Source organism: Williamsia sp. SKLECPSW1 (genome assembly GCF_054332755.1).
In genome coordinates this window covers 1,181,563-1,198,833 of the sequence record NZ_JBTGLI010000001.1, presented here as the reverse complement: position 1 = coordinate 1,198,833, position 17,271 = coordinate 1,181,563, and the positions used below count along the sequence as shown (strand labels likewise).

The window sequence follows — 17,271 nt, the reverse complement described above, 5'->3', positions numbered from 1 at the left end:
GCGGCCGGGGAGGACGCCGACCAGGGGGAGATGACGTGCGGCGACGGATGGTGGCGGTGCTGGTGTGCGCCGTCCTCGCGACAGCAGGCCTCGCGGCCTGCTCGTCCGAGCGAGAACCGCGGGTGGTCGGTGACGTGCCGACGGCGTCGACGACCGTCGCCGTCCCGGCATCGACCACGGCCGGGGATCTCGTCGTGGTCGCGGTCTCCTGGAACGGCCGCGGACGAGTGTTCGCCCGGGGCGGGGTACAGGCGTGGGCGGCCGGTGCGCGGCCGGTCGCCGTGACGGGCGCGCGGGGATGGAACAGCCAGGTCATCTACGGGATCGCCGACGGCAGTGCCACGCCGATCGAGGTGGAGGTCACCGACGGGACGACCGTGCGCGCCGATGCCGCACGCTGGTCCGGCGTCAGCGCCGCCACCCCGCTCATCGCACGGTCGAACGGCGCGCTCCCCCCGGTGCCCGGCGCCGGTCGGGTGCTCGCGGTGTCGGTGAGCGGATCGGCCACCGGTCGCGCGGCCATCGCGGGGCGGATGGTCGACGCGTCCCAGCGGACGGCGCCGGTGGTGTCGGACTCCGGTGGTCGCCGGGTGCAGACCTTCCTGTTCGCGACGGGTCCGTCGACCCGACCCGACCGCGACCCGCTCCGACGACCCTTCGCGCCGACGAGCATCTGGAACACAGCGATCGGTGCCGATGCGGACTACGTCGACGCGCAGATGCCGGCGCGACCGGGCGGCGACCGTTTCGCACCGATGCCGCAGAACGACGAGACCTCCATCATCGAGACCCCGGACGCCCCGCTGACCGATCTGCGCTACAGCGACGCCGGCTGGACCGGTCGTGACCGATGTGTCCCCACCGGGCGCACCTTCTTCCGCGTGCCCATGCCCACCGACTACGTCATCCCGCAGTCGACCAACAACGAGAACGCCAGCTGGCTGCTCCCGGACGGCCGGACGGTGCTGCAGAGTGCGCCCCTGGCCCGATGCGCACCCGGGTCGGTGGCGACGAGTCTCGCGGTCTCCGACCCGGTCGATCTCCGCGGCGACGGCATCTCCCGGGGGCTCGGTGGGTCGGGCCTGAGCGGGCTGGTGGGCGCGTTGCGTCTCGGTGAGCTCCGGCCGTCCACCGCCGCGACCGGGCCGCGGCACGCGCTGCGCGTCAACATCGACACCGCACGCCAACTGGTGCGGTGTCCGAGCGGCGACTGCTTCCGATGGCCCGCGTCCACCTCGGACAGCGACGCCGAGGAGACGTACGGTCGTCAGGGGTCGGCACCGTCGGCCATGAAGCTGGGGGCACTGCTCGCCATCCCCCTCGACGTCGACATCGACAGCCTCGGCCTGCAGACCGTGCCGGGCCGCCAGATCGCGTGGACGCTGCAGAACTACGGCGCCTACGTCGCAGACTCCGCAGCCTGCGCGTGCTTCGCGATCGTCACGGAGAAGGGTCCGTCGGGACGATTCGCCGACCAGTTCCGTCGGGACTACGGGTATCCGTTCGAGCAACGCATCGCGACGGGGTCGCCGTGGACCCGGGACATGCAGCGCATCCAGCAGGTCCTCGCGGTGGTCGACGACAACTCGCCGGGTGACATCGGGGGCGGTGGACTGCCTGCACAACCGGCACCTGCACCGCTGGCGCCATGACGCCGGAGTTGTGCGCGCGTGCGGGTGAAGTATAGTCAATTTCGTTGCGATGGTAGAAAGCCTGCCGCCACAACGTCACCGGCCTGGGAACCGGTGACGGGCAGGGGATCGATCTCGCACGATGGTTCGTCAAGGGGGGGCCTTGATCTATTTCGTCAACCAGTTGCTGCGTGTCCGCCGCCGCTGGTACATCGTCGTGGCGATCACGCTGGTCACAGTGCTGGGTGCGTTCGTCGCCGGCATCGGTGACCGCACCACGTACTCGGCCAAGGCGGCGCTGTCCGCGAGTTCGCCGACGTCGGAGAACTCGCCGTACGCGCTCGCTCTGGCATACATCTACTTGTTCAACGATCCTTCATTCCAGGGTGCTCTGGCTCGCAAGGCGAACGTGCCTGCGGGGGTGACGAGTGTCGCGGAACCGGCCACGGTCGGCAGCATCTTCTACATCGACGCCACGGCGTCGACCCCGGAGGCCGCTCGATCGGCCGCCTCGGCGCTGGCGAGCACGTTCCGCACCGAGATCAACGGCGCACTCGACGACGCGAAGAAGCAGACGATCGACTCGGTCGAGGCGCCGTTCGAACAGCGATACGCACAGCGGCTCGAGGTCCCGGGTGACGAGCGCGCCGGACTGCAGGACCAGATCAACACGATCAACGCCAACACCAACGGGATGATCAACTCCGTCGGCCTGGACTCGGCTGTCACCGCCACGACACCGAACCGGACGACGACGCTGCTCACCGCGCTCGCCGGCGGTCTGGTGGTCGGTGTCCTCATGGCTCTCGGCGTCGACATCGGATCCCGGCGCGTCCGTACCGGTTTCGACGTCACGGACAAGACGGCCTTCACGACCGCGCTGGTCGTCGCCGATCCCGACGACGCGGGCGGGTCCGCTCGTGCCTCGGATCTCGCGCATCTGGCGAACCGGGTCATGTCGGGGTCGGACACCACCCCCCATGTCATCGCGGTCGTCGCCGCGCAGTCCGGTGCGGCTGCCGCCGCGCGCCAGTTGTCGGAGACGTTGGCCTCGTCGCTGGGGACGGTCGACGTGCCGTCGTTGCTGGTGCGCACCGACGCCCGCCGGTCGGGCGGAGGGCCGGGGCGGCCGGGGTTCGTCGACGCCCTCGTCGACCCCGACGTCCACCTCACCGAGCTGGTCTCCGCCGAATCGGGCGGTGTCTGCACCGTCGACGTCGGCAATCGAGTCCTCGACCCCGTCGGCGTGGTCACCCGCACCAGCGTCGCGCGATTCCTCGACGCTGCCCGCAAGCAGGCCGAGGTGGTCCTTCTCGAGGCGCCGATCGTCGTGGAATCACCGGAGGCGCAGATCATCTGCGCCCAGGCCGACATCGTCATCACCGTCGTCGACCCGACCACGGCCACCGTCGGCGACGTGTCCGAGACGTATCGCCTCCTCGCCGAGGTCAAGGCCAGGGTCGGTCCCGCGGTGGTGATGTCGGCGCCGCCGGTGCCTGCGCCGCCCACGCCGACCAGCCTGACCCAGGGGTTCGTCGGGTCCAACGCCGACGACGGAGTCAGCCCGGAGGACGACCCCGCCGACACCGTCGACGAGAACGCCGACATCGTCGGGGCGACCGAGGACGAGAACGTCGCGGCGGGAGACGCCCCGACCGACGAGCCTGCGGTCGACGAGTTCGAGTCCGACGAGATCGACGCGGGAGCAGCGGTGGACGAGCCTGCTGCCGATGTGGAGCCCGAGGCCGAGGTGGACGCAGAGGACGTGGACGCACAGGACGTGGACATGGAGAACGTGGACACAGGCGTGGTGGACACAGACGTGGTGGACACAGACGTGGTGGACACAGACGCGGAGACGTCGGACGCGCCGGAGGCCTCGGTCCAGGAGGCCGTGTCGCCGCCCGTCGAGCCTGTCGTGCGGCGCCCACTGCGGTCGGTACCGACCGCGCCTGCCGCCGAGACGCGACTCAGCCGCGCGATCCGTCGTGCCGCCCGGTGGCGTGAGGAGGCGACGGCACGCCGAACACCTCCGCCGCCGCCCCGACCGCGGCCGGCGCAGCCCGTCACCGTTCCGGTCGCCCCGGTCGACGAGGAGTCACAGCCGGAGGAGTTCCTGCCGTACCGCTCGCTGCGGTCGCCCGTCCCGGATGTCCCCGCCGAGCTGCGGGCCGCCGACATCGCACCTGTGGCCGCTGAGCCGGTCGTTGAGCTGGTCGTCGACGAGGCTGCCGAGGCCGAGGCCGTCCGCGAGGACGATCCGGCGCAGGTGAAAGCGCAACCGGACGCGCCCGTCACGGACGACGACATCGAGGCGCAGGCTGAGGTCGCCGAGACGGATGCGGACGACATCGAGGCGCAGGCCGAGGTCGACGAGGAACCCGACTTCGACGTGGAGTCCGTCGAGCCCGAACCCGAGCCCGAACTCGAGCCCGAACCGGTGGAGGTTGGCGAGCCCGAGGTTGCTGAGGCCGAGCCCGGGGTTGCCGAGGCCGAGGTCGCCGAGTCGGAGGACGACGAACCGGCCGAGGTCGACGTGGAGCCCGAGGTCACCGAGGCCGAACCCGAACCCGAACCCGAGCCGGTGTCGCCGGCCGCGGGTGTGGCGCCCGATGCACCGCTGGTCCCCGCGGCGGCGGGCGAGAACGCCGTCCCGACCGATCGATTCCCGGCTCTCCGGTCGGTTGTGGCGCAGGGTGATCCGTTCGCCCTGGAGCGTCACGCGGCCGCTGAACGCGCCGCGCACGAGGAGTTCCTCCGGGAGCAGTCCGTGCGGCAGCGGTGGGAGCGGGAGCTGATCGCCCGCCAGCAGTGGGTGCGCGAACAGCAGGCCCACGAGCGTCGCGCGCGGGAGCGCCGTGCGCAGGAGGAGATGGAGCGCCGCAAGGCGATCCAGGAGCGTCTGGCCCGCCAGCAGTGGGCGCGTGAGCAGGCCGCCCGTGAGGACGCCGAGCGCCGCGAGCGGGAGCGCGTGGACCGCGAACGCGTGGAGCGGCTCGAACGTGAACGGGTCGCGCGCGAGCGGGCCGAACGCCTGCACCTGGAACGGATCGAACGCGCCCGCGCCGCACACCTCGAGCGTGAGCGCATCGCCCGGGCGGAGGCAGCCCGTGAGCGACTGGCCCGCGAGCAGCGCGAGCGGGAGGAGCGCGCAGCCGCCGAGGCCGCCGTCGCCGAACGGGTGAAGGCCGAACGTCTCGCAGCCGAGCGTCTGGAGGAGGAGCGTCGCGACATGGAGCGACGGCTCGAGGCCGAGCGCGTCGCCCGTGCGCAGCTGGAGCGGGAACTCGCGATGCAGCAGCAGGTCGCCCGTGAGCGTCTCGCGCAGGAACAGTGGGCGCAGTACCGGCTGGCGCAGGAGCGGTGGCTCGAACAGCAGTGGTCGCAGTATCGCGCCGAGCAACAACGGTGGATGCAGCAGCGCGCTGCCGGGATCGACACCCCGCCGCCTGTTCCGCCGGCGCCGAATGCGACGCCGCCGCAGTCCATCTCACCGGGTGAATCCGCATACGCGGAGCAGGTGGCTGATGGTCGGGTCGTCGAGGGGGCCGTCGAACGACGCAGCGACGCGCGCGGATGACCACCGGCCTGTGGTCGACGGGCGGGCAGGTGCTGCCCGGCCGACGCGTGCTCGCCACGGCTGCGGCCGTGGCACTGGGAACGGCGATCGTCGCCGCCGCGATCTCCCGCGGCTCGGTGCTCGTGGTGGTCGGTGCGCCGATCGCTGTGGTGGTCGCCGGCGTCATGATCTGGACCGGCCTGCGACACCCGCTCGTCGCGCTCGGCTACTTCCTCGTCGCGTTGTTCCTCCGGCTGGCCCTGCCTCGCATCCTGCCGGTGGACGCATTCCTCCCGGCGTTCGTCGGACTCGTTCTCTCGACGGCGATCTGGGCGTGGGGTCACCGGGATCGCCTGCCGCGACCCGGTGCCCTGGAACTGCTGATGGCCGTGTACGTCGGGTACAACATCCTCTCGGCGGTGCTGCCACACGAGTACTCCGCCGGCGCGTACATCCCGACGGCCGAACCGATCAACCTCTTCCGGATGATCCTGTCGTCCACCGTGATGCCGTTCGTGCTGTACGTGATCGGGCGGACGCTCGGCGACGACGAGCGGCGGGCGAGCGTGGTGTTGTGGATGATCGTGGGACTCGGCGCCTACTCGACGGCGGTGAGCATCGGGCAGTTTTATGCCCCCGGTCTGGTGTGGCCCAGCTACATCGTCACCGACCCGAACTGGGTGGGCCGCGCCAACGGCGTTCCGAATCAGCCCGTGGTCAACGGGATCATCATCCTGCTCGGCTTCGTGTGCGCCATGTACCTCGCGTCCGGCCATGACCGGAACCGGTACGCCCGCGTCGCCGCCGGACTGGTGGCCGTCGCCTCGGTGTACGCGGTCTTCCTCACCCACACGCGCGTCATCTACCTCGGACTGCTCATGGTGATCGTGGCGGGCGCGGTGATCGCACGGGGCTACCGGACGGGATTCGTCGTCACCGGCGTGCTCGGTGCCGCGGCCGTCGTCGCCAACTGGTCCACCTTCACCAGCTCCGATCGGGCGAAGGGCGGCGTCGGCTCCACGAGCGAGGTGTTCGACCGGCTGAACACCGCGGCCACCACGTTCTGGGGTTTCGACGAGAAGCCGCTGTTCGGTTGGGGTCTCGGCCGGTTCATCTCCCTGAACACCGTGCACCACCAGCAGTGGTCGCCCAGCACGCCGTTCGACCGGGGACTGGGGATCGCGCCGCACTTCAACGAACTCGGCATCCTCTCCGACCTGGGACTCGTCGGGCTCGTCCTGTGGCTCGTCGTCCTGGTCGGCATGTCGGCCCGCCTGGTGGTGGCATACCGCGCTCTCGCGGCGGACCCGCGTACAGCGCACGACCGCACGCGGACGGCGGTGGTGGTGACGGGGATCCTCGCCCTCGTGGTGATGGTCACGGCCGGGACGACGGTGGACCTGAGATTGTTCGACCTGCCCGTCGTGGCGACCCTGCTCCTCGTCGGTGTGGCGACCGGGGCGACCGACCGTGCTCGACGTGTCCGCCACCCGTCGCTGCCGGAGACCACCACCGTCCCGTCCAGGGAGGAGATCCCCGCATGATCGACGTCCGCGACCGCATCCTCCGCCGATGGTGGGTCGTCCTCGCCTGCGTGCTCGTCGCCGTCGCCGTCGCGCTGATCACCGGCGCCGGTGCCCAGACCACGTACTCGAGCAAGGCGGCTCTGACCACGTATTCGGCGAACCGTGCGCCGGAGCAGGACGCCGTGCTCATCCAGAGCTACGTCGACCTGTTCAACACCGACTCCGGCAAACAGACCCTCCGGGACACCGCCCGTGTCCCCGACGACGTCACGCTCACCGCGACGCCCGTCGCGACCGGACCGATCATGTTCATCGTCGCCACCGGACCCGACGCCGCGGAGGTCCCGCGTGCGGCGCAGGCGGTCGCGAACGCGTTCCGCGACAGCATCAACGCCGGCGTGCGGAAGACACGACAGGCCGCGATCGACGCGTTGCGGCGACCGTTCCTCGAACGACAGGCCCGCAACGACTTCATCCTCCAGCAGGAACGGATCCAGCTCCAGCAGTCGATCGACCGCCTCAACGGTGACAGCAGCGGCCTGCTCCAGGACCTGACCGCGGCGAATCCGCCGACCGCGCAACGGCCCGCGGTCGCCGCCCGGGTGTCGGTGTCCGTGGTCGCCGGTCTGCTCGTCGGACTCGTGCTGGCGTGGCTGCTGGGCGGTCTGTCCCCGCGCCTTCGACGACCCGCCGAGGTCCGCGAGGCCGTGGGCCTGAGGACCTTCGACGCCTCCGGTGACGGCGGGATGGACCCACGGACACAGATGCGGCACGTCGTGAACGCCCTGGCGTTCGACGACCTGCCCGTGCCCTCCGTGGTGTCGGTCGTCGGTGTCGCCCGACGATCCGGGTCGGCGTGGGCGGCAGGTGAGCTGGCCCGGATCCGCGCCGCGCAGGGTGCCGAGGTGGCGCTGGTGCGGACCGCACGTGACGGCGAGTTCGCCGGCGCCGGTATGGCCGACGTGCTGCGGACGTCCGACGGCGACTCGGTCGACCCGACGCGCCTCGACGAGGTCCTGCGGGAGAGCGCAGACCTCGGCCGCGGTGTGTCGGTCCTCGGGGCGGGTGAGCCGGGCGTGGGCGGTCGCGGCGCGGACCCGTACGACGTCATGACACGGCAGAACGTCGCCGAGCTGATCGGTCTGCTGCGCAAGCGGTTCGACGTCGTCGTGGTGGAGTGTGCGCCGGTCGACGAGGCGGCCGAGGCGCAACTGCTCTGCAGTGTCTCCGACCGGACGCTCGTCGTCGTGCCGAGCGGCGTGGTGAGTCCCACCCGCGCGCGCCGCGCCTCGGATCTGTTGCGTCAGTCGGGGATCGACGCGTTCGGTGCCGTGCTCGTCGCCGGTGACGGCCCGATCAGTCTGCCGCGGGTGCCGGCGCGGGCGCGCTGACCGCCCAGATCTCCACCATCCCCGGCGGGCGGCCGCATGCGGCGCCGTCCAGGGACGTCTCGTGGCGCAGGCCGGCGACGTCGGCCACCCGGGCCGCCCGGGCATCGGTCGGGGCGACCGTCGTGGAGATCCGGCGGAGGCACAGGACTCGGACGGCCTCGCGGAGCATCTCGCGCACCGCGTGGCCCACCGCCCGGTCCGACGCCGCGGGCGCAGCGCGGTCCAGGCTGACCGCGAGTTCGGCGAAGCCCTGACGTCGGTTCACACCGACCAGGGAGATCCGGCCGACCCTGCGCCGGGCGTGCAGGACGTCGTAGACGACGTCGGCGTCGTCGGTGTCGAACCAGGCGCCGTTGCGGATCGGCGTGCAGACGTCGTCGAACCTGGCTGCCCGCCGCGCACCGGTGGGGATGGCGTCGATCAGGGGACCCGGTCGTCTCCGCAGACGCAGCGCCGTCCCGTCGACGTCGATGCGCGCCGGTACGGGCGGCGGGACCAGATGGAGGGCCCGCACACGGAGCCGACCGGCGTCGTAACGCAGGACGGCGACGATGTCGTCGAGACGACGGGGGACCGTCGCCGACCGGGCCGGGCGCGTGTGGGCGACGATGTCGACCGCTGACGTGTCGGGATCGGTGCGTCGGAGGCCGACCGTGGTGAGTCCGCCGGGCCCGAGGTCGTCGCGACCGATCACCCACAGGTCGTGGGCGACCACGTCGTGACCGCCGGTCGGTGCCCACCCCGGCAGCGTCGCCTCGCGACGGAATCCCGCCCGGGACATGGCCCGGGCCGCGGCGACGTTGTGGGCGGCCGAGGGCGCCACGACCCGATCGACACCCAACTGCGCCAGCGCGTGGTCGACGATCATCCCGCCGGCCACGGTCACCACCCCCGACCGTGCCAGGTCGGAACTGATCCAGACACCCAGTTCCGCGGTGCGCGAATCGGTGTCGATGGCGGTCAGGCCGATCTGACCGGCGAGGTGACCGTCGACCTCGATGACGCACGGCAACGCACGACCGGACGCGACCGAGCGTCGTGCCGCCATCACCTCGCGCACCCACTCGTTGCGGCTGTGTCGGTTTTCCCAGCTCTGTCCGCTGCGCGACCAGAACGGTTCGATGGCGGCGCGATCGCGGAGGCGGAGCGCCCGCCAGCGGGAGTGGTCGTCGAAGGTCGGGGGGCGTAGCCGGATGACGTGACCGCCGGCGTCGAGTGGACCGAGCACGACCGGTCCCCGCGACGTGCCGCGATGCGGCAGGCCGGGAATCGCGATCACCCGATCACCTCCGAGACGCACCGCCGTCTCCATCCGTGTCGGCGGCATGGTCTCCGGCGTCGCCCGGCGCGGAAACGGTGTCACCCGAGCTGCGTCGCCCGGTCGCACGCCGGGCGATCGTCACCGCGACGCGTAGCAGACTGCCCGCCGAGGACGGGGCGAACACCCCGAGTGCGAGCAGGTAGACGGCACCGAACGCGAGGGTCTCGGCGACGAGGCAGCCGACGGCGGGGACCAGCCCGTGGGCGGCGCTGTCGAGGACATGACGGTCGAGTACCCAGGCCGCGGCGGTGGCGACTCCGGCGGCGGGCAGCGGCGGGAGGACCGCTCGTGCCACGTCGGCCCATCGGACGGAGACGAGCGGGATGGCGAGGCCGGTGACGACGACGCCGACGACGAGCGCCGTGATCGACAGCGACAGCGCGGCACCCGGCAGCTGGAACTGCGAGACCAGGAGTACGAGTGTCCCGACACCGAGGAGCACCTCGGCGGCGGTGTACCAGTTGAGCAGGGGCGTCCGGTCGCAGGCCTTGATGACCTCCTCGCCCACGCTGATGAGGGCCTTGCCCACACCGAGGCCGGCCATGAGTGCGACAGCGACGCCGGCCGCGTGCCAGGGCGCACCGAACACGATCGTCACCGCGGGCGTCCCGAGGGCGATCATCAGGCCGGACAGGGCGGCCGCGCCCACGATGACCCATCGCAGTGCGCGCAGGTACGCGGCACGCATCCGGCTGCGGTCACCCGCCATCTGAGCGAATGCGGGGAACAGCGAGACCGCCCCGATCTCGATGATCGCGCGGACGGGCATCTGTGAGATGCGTTGTCCGTAGCGGAAGTTGCCGAGGGCGAACTGGGTGAGCCCACGGCCCACGACGACGGTCTCCATGGCGTTCTGCACCCGCGCGCCGATGCCGCCGAGCACGAGGGGCAGCCCGTACCGGGCGAGTTCGCGCCACAGCCGGATCGACGCGGTGCCATGACCCGGACGCCAGTCGGTGATCGCCCAGATGGTGACCGCCCACGCGACGAACGAGGCGTACATGCCGATGACGAGACTCCACACCCCGAATCCGAGCGCGGCGAGCGACACGGCGACCACCGCGTAGGCGACCGCGACCGACGGCCCGACGATCAGTCGTCGTCGCACGCTGAACGCGCGCTGCAGCATCGACTCCGGGACGTTGGTCACCGAGAAGATCAGCAGTGTGCCGGAGGTGACCGCGGCGATGATCCCGGCCGTGCTGCTGTCGAAGACCATCCCGACGACGGGCGCCGCGGCAAGGGCACCCAGCGACATGACGACACCGCCCGCGAGGGTGGCCCAGAAGACGGTCTCCGCGGCGTCACGGATGTCGCCCCCGCGCTGCACCAGCCCCGCCCGCAGACCGCCCTCGACGAACTCGCCGAGGAAGCTGGTGATGACCGTGCCGGAGACGAAGATCCCGACCTCGGCCGGCGACAACAGACGCGCCAGCGCGATGGTCTGCACCAGGGTGAGCACCTCGCCGAACACCAGTGCCACCGCCGACGCGACCGCGACCCTGCCGATGCGACCGCGCAGCGACGGCCCGCCGCCGACCTCGCCGTGGGGTCGGTCGTCGGCGTCGGTGTGAGTCGTCGCGGTCATCGACCGGCCGACCCGGCCGAGCCGTCGGGTCCGGCCCTCCGCTCGGCGATGGCGAACACCTCGTCGAACGCGGCGCGGCTGCGCGCGATCTGTTCCCGCGCCGCCGCGCGCAAGGGGGCACGGAACCCCGGTGCGCCCTCCCACGCCTCCGCGATGGCCGCGGACAGGCGCCCGGACAGGTCGGGGTCGTCGAGTTCGATCATCGTCAGGCCGGTCCCGAACATGTCGCCGAGTCCGAGGAACTTGTCGTCGTAGTACTCCGACGACGTGAGCGCGACGACCGGGATGCCCTGCGACAGCGCGAAGACGGCGAGGTGGTAGGCGCCGGTGACGAGGACACGACAGTCCGCGACCCTGCGTGCGACCTCCGACGGGTGGACGTACCGCGGGAGCGGCGGCACCACCCGGTTGGCGCCCGCCACCAGGGGCAGCGTCGACCGGCGGTCCTGGTCGCGGTACTCGGCGATGATCAGGGGCAGCAACGGTGCGTGGAGTCGCTCCGCCGAGGTCCGCACCGCGGATCCCACTGCGGCCCGGGCGGATTCGTCCACCGGGGAGTACCCGGCGACCCGCAGGCAGAACCCGATCCCGGCGCCGAGTGTGTCGCCCCCGGGGCGACCGCCACCACCGGGCGGGTCGATGATGCTGTGCGCCAACTCGATCGCGTCGTCACCGGTGACCCGGACACGGTCCGGGGCGATCCCGAGACGGTCGGCGACGGTCGGTCCGCGACGCCGCTCGCGCAACGCGAGCATCCGCACATCCTGCAGGGACTCCCGGCCCATCGCGACCAGCGTGGGGTCGTCGAGCGGCCCGAGTCCCTGGCCGATCATCGCGACGGGGACGTCGTGGTCACCCGCGACCCGGATGAGTGAGAACACCCGACGGCATTGCGCCGCATCGGCATCGGTGAGGTACCCGCCGCCGAGGACCACGAGCATCGACGATTCCATGACGGCCCGACGGGATCCGACGTGAGGTCGCGGACGCGGTGTGATCGGCGGGACGGTGGTCCGGATCACGGCACTGCGCAGGCGACGACGCGCCCCGCGCGCCTTCTGGGGAACCCAGGTCCGCATCCGCAGCCACGCCATCACGAACGGGCCCACGGTCGACGGACCGAGGCGGCCTGCGAGCTCCTCCAGCCGCGTCGGCGGTGCCCACGGGTCGTCGTCGAACACCGTGATGCCCTCGGCCGTCGGGAAGTACGCACGGAGGAGAACGGGCGAATCGGTCAACACGCCGATCCGCGCGTCCGGCCACCGCTCCCGTAGTCGGTGGACGGTGACGGCCAGCATCGCCAGGTCACCGTTGTTGCGCAGCCAATACTCGCTGTTCTCGACCAGGATCCGGACCTGCCGGGCCCCCTGTGTCGCGACCGCCCCGTCGGCACCCCCCGGTGCCCGGTCGCTGTCGAGAACGCCTCGAGTGCCGCTGTTCTGAACAGACACGTCGGACTTCCTCCCCGCGGTATAGGATTGCACGGCTGTCCCGGGTCCGCCACGTCGGGCCGGTCGTCGGGGAGGACGACCGCGGACGGTTCGTGATCGAGGGGGATTCTGCGATGGGGCGATCGACGGCGCGCGGACCACGGGTCCTGTGGGCGTCGACGAGCACCAGCACACGGGGCGGCGTCGCCACGACGGTGTCGGCGGTGCTGTCGACCGAGTTGACCGATCACTGGCGCATCACCCATGTCGCCACCCACCGCGACGGATCCGCGGCGCGCAAGATGCTGACCTTCGTCCTCGGCGCGCTCCGCTTCGTCGCCGAACTGCTCATCCGACGTCCGGCGGTGGTGCACCTGCACACCGCGTCCTACGGCAGCTTCGTCCGCAAGGCGGTGCTCGCGAGCGTCGCCCGGGTGTTGCGGGTACCGGTCGTGCTGCACGTCCACGGCGCCGAGTTCCACCTGTTCGTCGCGCGGTTGCCCCGTCCGGCGCGTGCGGTCGTCGCCGACGTGCTGACCGCGGCCGCCGCCGTCGTCGCCCTCGGCCCGGGATGGGCGCGGCGCCTGTCGGAGATCGCACCCGATGCGCGGGTCACGGTCGTCCCCAACGCGGTTCGGGCTCGGACGGTGTCCGAGCGTTCCGCGGACGGGACGGTCCGCGTGCTGTTCCTGGGACGGGTCGGTGAGCGCAAGGGCACCTTCGAGTTGCTGCGCGCCTGGGCCGCGTCACCCGGTGCGTGTGAGGCGCACCTGACCGTCGCGGGCGACGGCGCCGTCGACGCCGCGCGGCGACTCGTCACGGAACTGGGGCTGACCGAGTCCGTCGACGTCCTCGGGTGGGTCGGGCCCGACGTCGTCGACGACCTGCTGCGGCGATCCGACGTGCTGGTGCTCCCGTCCCACGACGAGGGCCAGCCCATGGCCGTGCTGGAGGCGATGGCTGCCGGCCTGTGCATCGTCGCGACACCGGTCGGTGGCGTCCCCGACATCCTCGACGACGGCTGCGCGGTGCTCGTGGAACCCGGTGACGTCGACGGTCTGCGGGACGCGCTCGACGCGGTCGTCACCGACCCCGAGCGCCGACAGCACCTCGCGACCGCAGCACACGTCCGGTTCCGGTCCGAGTTCGACGTCGACGCGGTGTGGCGGCGCATCGATGCGCTCTACCGCGACATCACGCAGCGCGCCGAGGACCCGTCGCGTCCACTGCGGGTCCTCCACGTCGTCCCCGACCTGCGGATCGGTGGCGCGGAGCGTCATGTCGCCACCCTGATGCCCGCACTCGACCGGACCCGGTTCGCGCCGTCGGTGGTCTGCATCGGCGAGCCGGGAGCGCTCTTCGACGATCTCGCCGCCGGTGGGGTGCCCGCCGTGGCGCTGCGCCGCACACGCCGTGACGCGGTTCGCGCCCTGTGGGATCTGGTGCGGCACATGCGTGCACATCGTCCCGACATCGTTCTCACCCGCGGTTACAACGCCGACGTCCTCGGGCGCCTCGCGGCGGTCATCGCTCGCGTCCCGCACCGTGCGGTGTGGATCCACCACGTCGCCACCGCCGACGACCGCCCCCGTGCCCGTCGCGTCGTGGACCGTCTCCTGGATCGCTGGACGGACCGCTACCTCGGGGTGGCCCACGCGCAGGTGCCGTTCCTCGTCGACACGCTGCACCACCCCGCCGAGAAGGTGGTCGTGGTGCACAACGGCGTCCCCGTCGACGACTTCACCGACCTGTCGGCGACACCCCGCGGCCCGGTCCCGCTGCCCGGGATCGACGGCACCGGCCCGGTGATGGGCACGGTGTCGGCCATGCGGCCGGAGAAGGACCACGAGACCTTCCTGCGGGCCGCCGCGCGGGTCGCGCGCACCGTCGAGGACCTGCGGGTTCTGGTGGTGGGTGACGGGCCGGAGCGTGCGCGGGCCGAGGGCCTGGCGCGTCAGCTGGGGATCGCGGAGCGGACGGCGTTCGTCGGTGCCAGCAGCGACGTGCCGCGGCTCCTGGCGGCGATGGACGTGTTCGTCTTGTCCTCCGACTCGGTGGAATGCCTCCCGATGGCGCTGCTGGAAGCCATGGCGTCCGGGCTTCCCGCGGTCTGCACCGACGTCGGCGGACTGCGGGAGATGGTGCAGGAGGGTGTCACCGGCCACCTCGTGCCGATCCGTGAGCCCGACGTCCTCGCCGACGCCGTCGTCCGTGTCCTCGCCGACCCCGAGCACGCCCGCGCGATGGGGTCTGCCGCCCGGGCTCGTGCGCGAGCACTGTTCGACCGGTCGGTGATGGTCGACACGACACAGGAAGTGTTGTCCGCCATCGCATCCGGACGAGCCGTGCAGGTCCGTCGGCCGGTCGCGACGACCGTCGTCATGGATCTCACGTTCGTGGGCGGTGCGGAGCGGTTGCTGGTGTCGTTGTGCGCCGCCGTCGATCGGTCGGTCCTCGCGCCCCGCATCGTCTGTCTCCGCGAGGAGGGACCTCTCGCCGGGGAGTTCCGCGCGCTCGGCGTGCCGGTCGACGTGGTGGACGGGTACGCCGGTCGCGACCCGCGACGGGTCCTGGGTCTCGCGCGGCACCTCCGACGTACCGGGACCGACGTGGTGCTCGTCGCCCACCACCATCGCGCCGCCCTGGCGGTCGGGCGACTGGCAGCCGCGGTCGCCGGGGTGCCCAGCGTGGTCGCCGCACACGACATGGACCTGACCGCGGTCGGTGGTCGCGTGCTGCCCCGATCGGCCGTGGCGACGCTCGGCCTGTCGCGGGCGCTGGTCCTGCTCTCGCAGGCGCAGGGGGAGTACCTGCACCGCGCGGAGGGCGTCGGCGCCCGTGCATGGTCACGGACCCGGGAGGTGGTGATCGGCAACGGGATCGCGCTGCCGCCCCCGCCCACCGCGGATCGGCGGCGACGTGCACGCGATCTGCTGGGCCTGCACGAGGACGACCTCGCGATCGGGATGGTGGCGCGGCTGTCGTCGCAGAAGGCGCACGAGGTGGCGTTCGCCGCGTTCGCGAAGGTGCTCGCCGATCGCCCGGCGGCGCTGCTGGTGCTCGTCGGGACGGGGCCGCGCGAGGAACACCTCCGTCTCCTCGCCGACGACCTCGGCATCGGTTCGCGGGTCCGGTTCCTGGGTGTCCGTGACGATGTGCCCGACCTGCTTCCGGGACTGGACATCTCGTGTCTGTCCTCGGTGCACGAGGGGGTGCCGCTGGTGCTCGCCGAGTCGATGGCCGCCGGGGTCCCGATCGTGGCCACCGACTGCGGATCCGTTCCAGAGATGGTCACCGACGGCGTCGAGGGCTTCGTCGTCGGTGTCGGCGACCACGCCGGGTTCGCGGATCGGCTGATCGCGCTCGCCGACGACGACGAGCTGCGCCACCGCCTCGGCTCGGCAGGTCGGGCGCGGGCGTGCCGCCAGTTCGACATCGCCGGCACGGCCCGGGGATACGAGCGGCTGATGGTTGCGGTCGCGCGGGGGTCTCAGACCCCGATCACGTAGGCGGACTTGACCTTGCCGCCCGCAGGTGCGGGCAGTGCGTCCACCGTCGTGATCGTGACCTGCTGACCCGGACCGAACATGCGGTCGACGTTGCGGCGGATCTGGGTGTCGGTGACGGTGGCGTCCCATCCGCCGCCGGGTACCACGCGGACCTCGAACTCACCGGCCCGGTGCTGGACGATCTGCACACCACGCACGCCGACGAGGTCGTCGACGACCGTCGACGGCAGCGGGAGGGCGCGGCCGTCGGCCGCTGTGAAGACGTCCTCGACCCGCCCGGCGATCCGGCCGATCCGCCCGAACGGCCGTCCACACGGGCACTCCTCGCCCGACGCGGGCCCGACCTGGTCGCCGGTCCGGTAGCGCAGCAACGGGAATCCCCGGTTGTGCAGGCTGGTGCCGACGATCTCCCAGCGGTCGGGGACGCCGGGCACCTCGACGAGTTCGAGCACCCCGTAGTCGTCGAAGACGTGATGGGTCCCGTGCTCGCAGTTGCCGGTCATCACGACACGTTCGGTCTGGCCGTAGTGGTCGACGATCGGCGCGTCGAACACGGACTGCATCAGGGCGCGTGCCGGGCCGCCGATCACCTCCGAGGAGGTGATGATCCCGCGCAGCGGCAGGGTGCGCCCGGCATCGGCCAGCAGACCGGCGAGCACCGTGATGCTCGACGGCCACCCCTCGACGGCCTCGGGGCCGAAGTCGTCGATCGCGGCGAGGATGGTCGGGAGGTGGTCGGGGGTCAGGTGGAAGCTCGACACCATCAGCTGGTGGTTCCCGGGCAGCGTGCGCACCGGCACGCCGTCGGTGTCGGCGGCGAAGTCGCTGCCGCGCACCACGATCCGTGGCGTGGTGGAGTCCAGGCCGAACCAGCGCCACTGACGTTCCTGCGCGCACAGCTCGTACACCGACGACGACGGTGTCCGCATCACCGTGACCGGCCGTCCCGATGTGCCCGACGAGCTCGCCGCCCACATCAGACGCTGCGGCAGCGCGCAGAAGTCCGCACGGCGGTCGGTGACACTCGCACGGTCGGTCGTCGGCAGCTGCGCGAGATCGGCAGCGGTGCGGATGTCGCGCGGGTCGAGGCCGAGCTCGGCGAACATCTCCCGGTAGAACGGTGACCGCCGTGCCGCCCACCGCACCTGTGCGCGGAGGCGCCGATCGCGGCGGCGCGCGAACTCCTCCGGTGTGGCGGTCTGCGCCCAGGCCAACTGCCTGCGGGCGACCGCCCGATACGGATGTGCGCGACGCAACCTGTGTTTGACGTCGACGCCCGCCCCCCGCGGTGTCATCGCACTCCCCCTGTCGTCCTT

9 protein-coding genes are annotated in these 17,271 nt (G+C 71.9%); 5 read left to right on the top strand and 4 right to left on the bottom strand.

The features are described from left to right. Positions 1–35 precede the first annotated feature (35 nt). The 4 genes from ACXVUM_RS05340 to ACXVUM_RS05325 all read left to right on the top strand — a co-directional run bounded on the left by ACXVUM_RS05340 (position 36) and on the right by ACXVUM_RS05325 (position 8,107). A complete protein-coding gene (locus ACXVUM_RS05340; RefSeq protein ID WP_458520805.1) occupies positions 36–1,652 on the top strand; it encodes a hypothetical protein in 1,617 nt (538 codons plus the stop codon). 142 nt (positions 1,653–1,794) lie between these two features. Beyond that, complete coding sequence (locus ACXVUM_RS05335; protein WP_458520804.1) at positions 1,795–5,211, top strand: hypothetical protein; 3,417 nt, start codon at positions 1,795–1,797, stop codon at positions 5,209–5,211. After that, complete coding sequence (locus tag ACXVUM_RS05330; protein ID WP_458520803.1) at positions 5,208–6,734, top strand: O-antigen ligase family protein; 1,527 nt, start codon at positions 5,208–5,210, stop codon at positions 6,732–6,734. The genes ACXVUM_RS05335 and ACXVUM_RS05330 overlap by 4 nt, the downstream gene beginning before the upstream one ends. Beyond that, positions 6,731–8,107 (top strand): hypothetical protein, encoded by a 1,377-nt coding sequence (locus ACXVUM_RS05325; RefSeq protein ID WP_458520802.1) that lies wholly within the window; start codon positions 6,731–6,733, stop codon positions 8,105–8,107. Before ACXVUM_RS05330 ends, ACXVUM_RS05325 begins: the two co-directional genes overlap by 4 nt. On the opposite strand, the gene ACXVUM_RS05320 is transcribed toward ACXVUM_RS05325, so the two are convergent. From ACXVUM_RS05320 to ACXVUM_RS05310, 3 genes are read right to left on the bottom strand one after another with little or no spacing between them, the layout of a single operon-like run. Next, positions 8,073–9,386, bottom strand: coding sequence for a GNAT family N-acetyltransferase (locus tag ACXVUM_RS05320; protein ID WP_458520801.1), 1,314 nt, complete (start codon positions 9,384–9,386; stop codon positions 8,073–8,075). The two genes, ACXVUM_RS05325 and ACXVUM_RS05320, sit on opposite strands and share 35 nt — an antisense overlap. A 4-nt stretch (positions 9,387–9,390) precedes the next feature. Next, complete coding sequence (locus ACXVUM_RS05315) at positions 9,391–11,016, bottom strand: oligosaccharide flippase family protein (protein WP_458520800.1); 1,626 nt, start codon at positions 11,014–11,016, stop codon at positions 9,391–9,393. Next, positions 11,013–12,467 (bottom strand): polysaccharide pyruvyl transferase family protein, encoded by a 1,455-nt coding sequence (locus ACXVUM_RS05310; RefSeq protein WP_458520799.1) that lies wholly within the window; start codon positions 12,465–12,467, stop codon positions 11,013–11,015. Before ACXVUM_RS05310 ends, ACXVUM_RS05315 begins: the two co-directional genes overlap by 4 nt. 113 nt (positions 12,468–12,580) lie before the next feature. On the opposite strand from ACXVUM_RS05310, the gene ACXVUM_RS05305 reads away from it, so the two are divergent. Further along, a complete protein-coding gene (locus ACXVUM_RS05305) occupies positions 12,581–15,955 on the top strand; it encodes a glycosyltransferase family 4 protein (protein WP_458520798.1) in 3,375 nt (1,124 codons plus the stop codon). On the opposite strand, the gene ACXVUM_RS05300 is transcribed toward ACXVUM_RS05305, so the two are convergent. After that, on the bottom strand, positions 15,937–17,250 hold the full coding sequence (locus ACXVUM_RS05300) for a phenylacetate--CoA ligase family protein (RefSeq protein ID WP_458520797.1): 1,314 nt from the start codon (positions 17,248–17,250) through the stop codon (positions 15,937–15,939). The two genes, ACXVUM_RS05305 and ACXVUM_RS05300, sit on opposite strands and share 19 nt — an antisense overlap. Positions 17,251–17,271: the final 21 nt, after the last annotated feature.

Excerpts from the sequence above, each read along its gene's own strand:
- ACXVUM_RS05305 (WP_458520798.1), top strand. The coding sequence starts at position 12,581 with ATGGGGCGATCGACGGCGCGCGGACCACGGGTCCTGTGGGCGTCGACG.
- ACXVUM_RS05330 (WP_458520803.1), top strand. The coding sequence starts at position 5,208 with ATGACCACCGGCCTGTGGTCGACGGGCGGGCAGGTGCTGCCCGGCCGA.
- ACXVUM_RS05315 (WP_458520800.1), bottom strand. The coding sequence starts at position 11,016 with ATGACCGCGACGACTCACACCGACGCCGACGACCGACCCCACGGCGAG.
- ACXVUM_RS05325 (WP_458520802.1), top strand. The coding sequence starts at position 6,731 with ATGATCGACGTCCGCGACCGCATCCTCCGCCGATGGTGGGTCGTCCTC.
- ACXVUM_RS05300 (WP_458520797.1), bottom strand. The coding sequence starts at position 17,250 with ATGACACCGCGGGGGGCGGGCGTCGACGTCAAACACAGGTTGCGTCGC.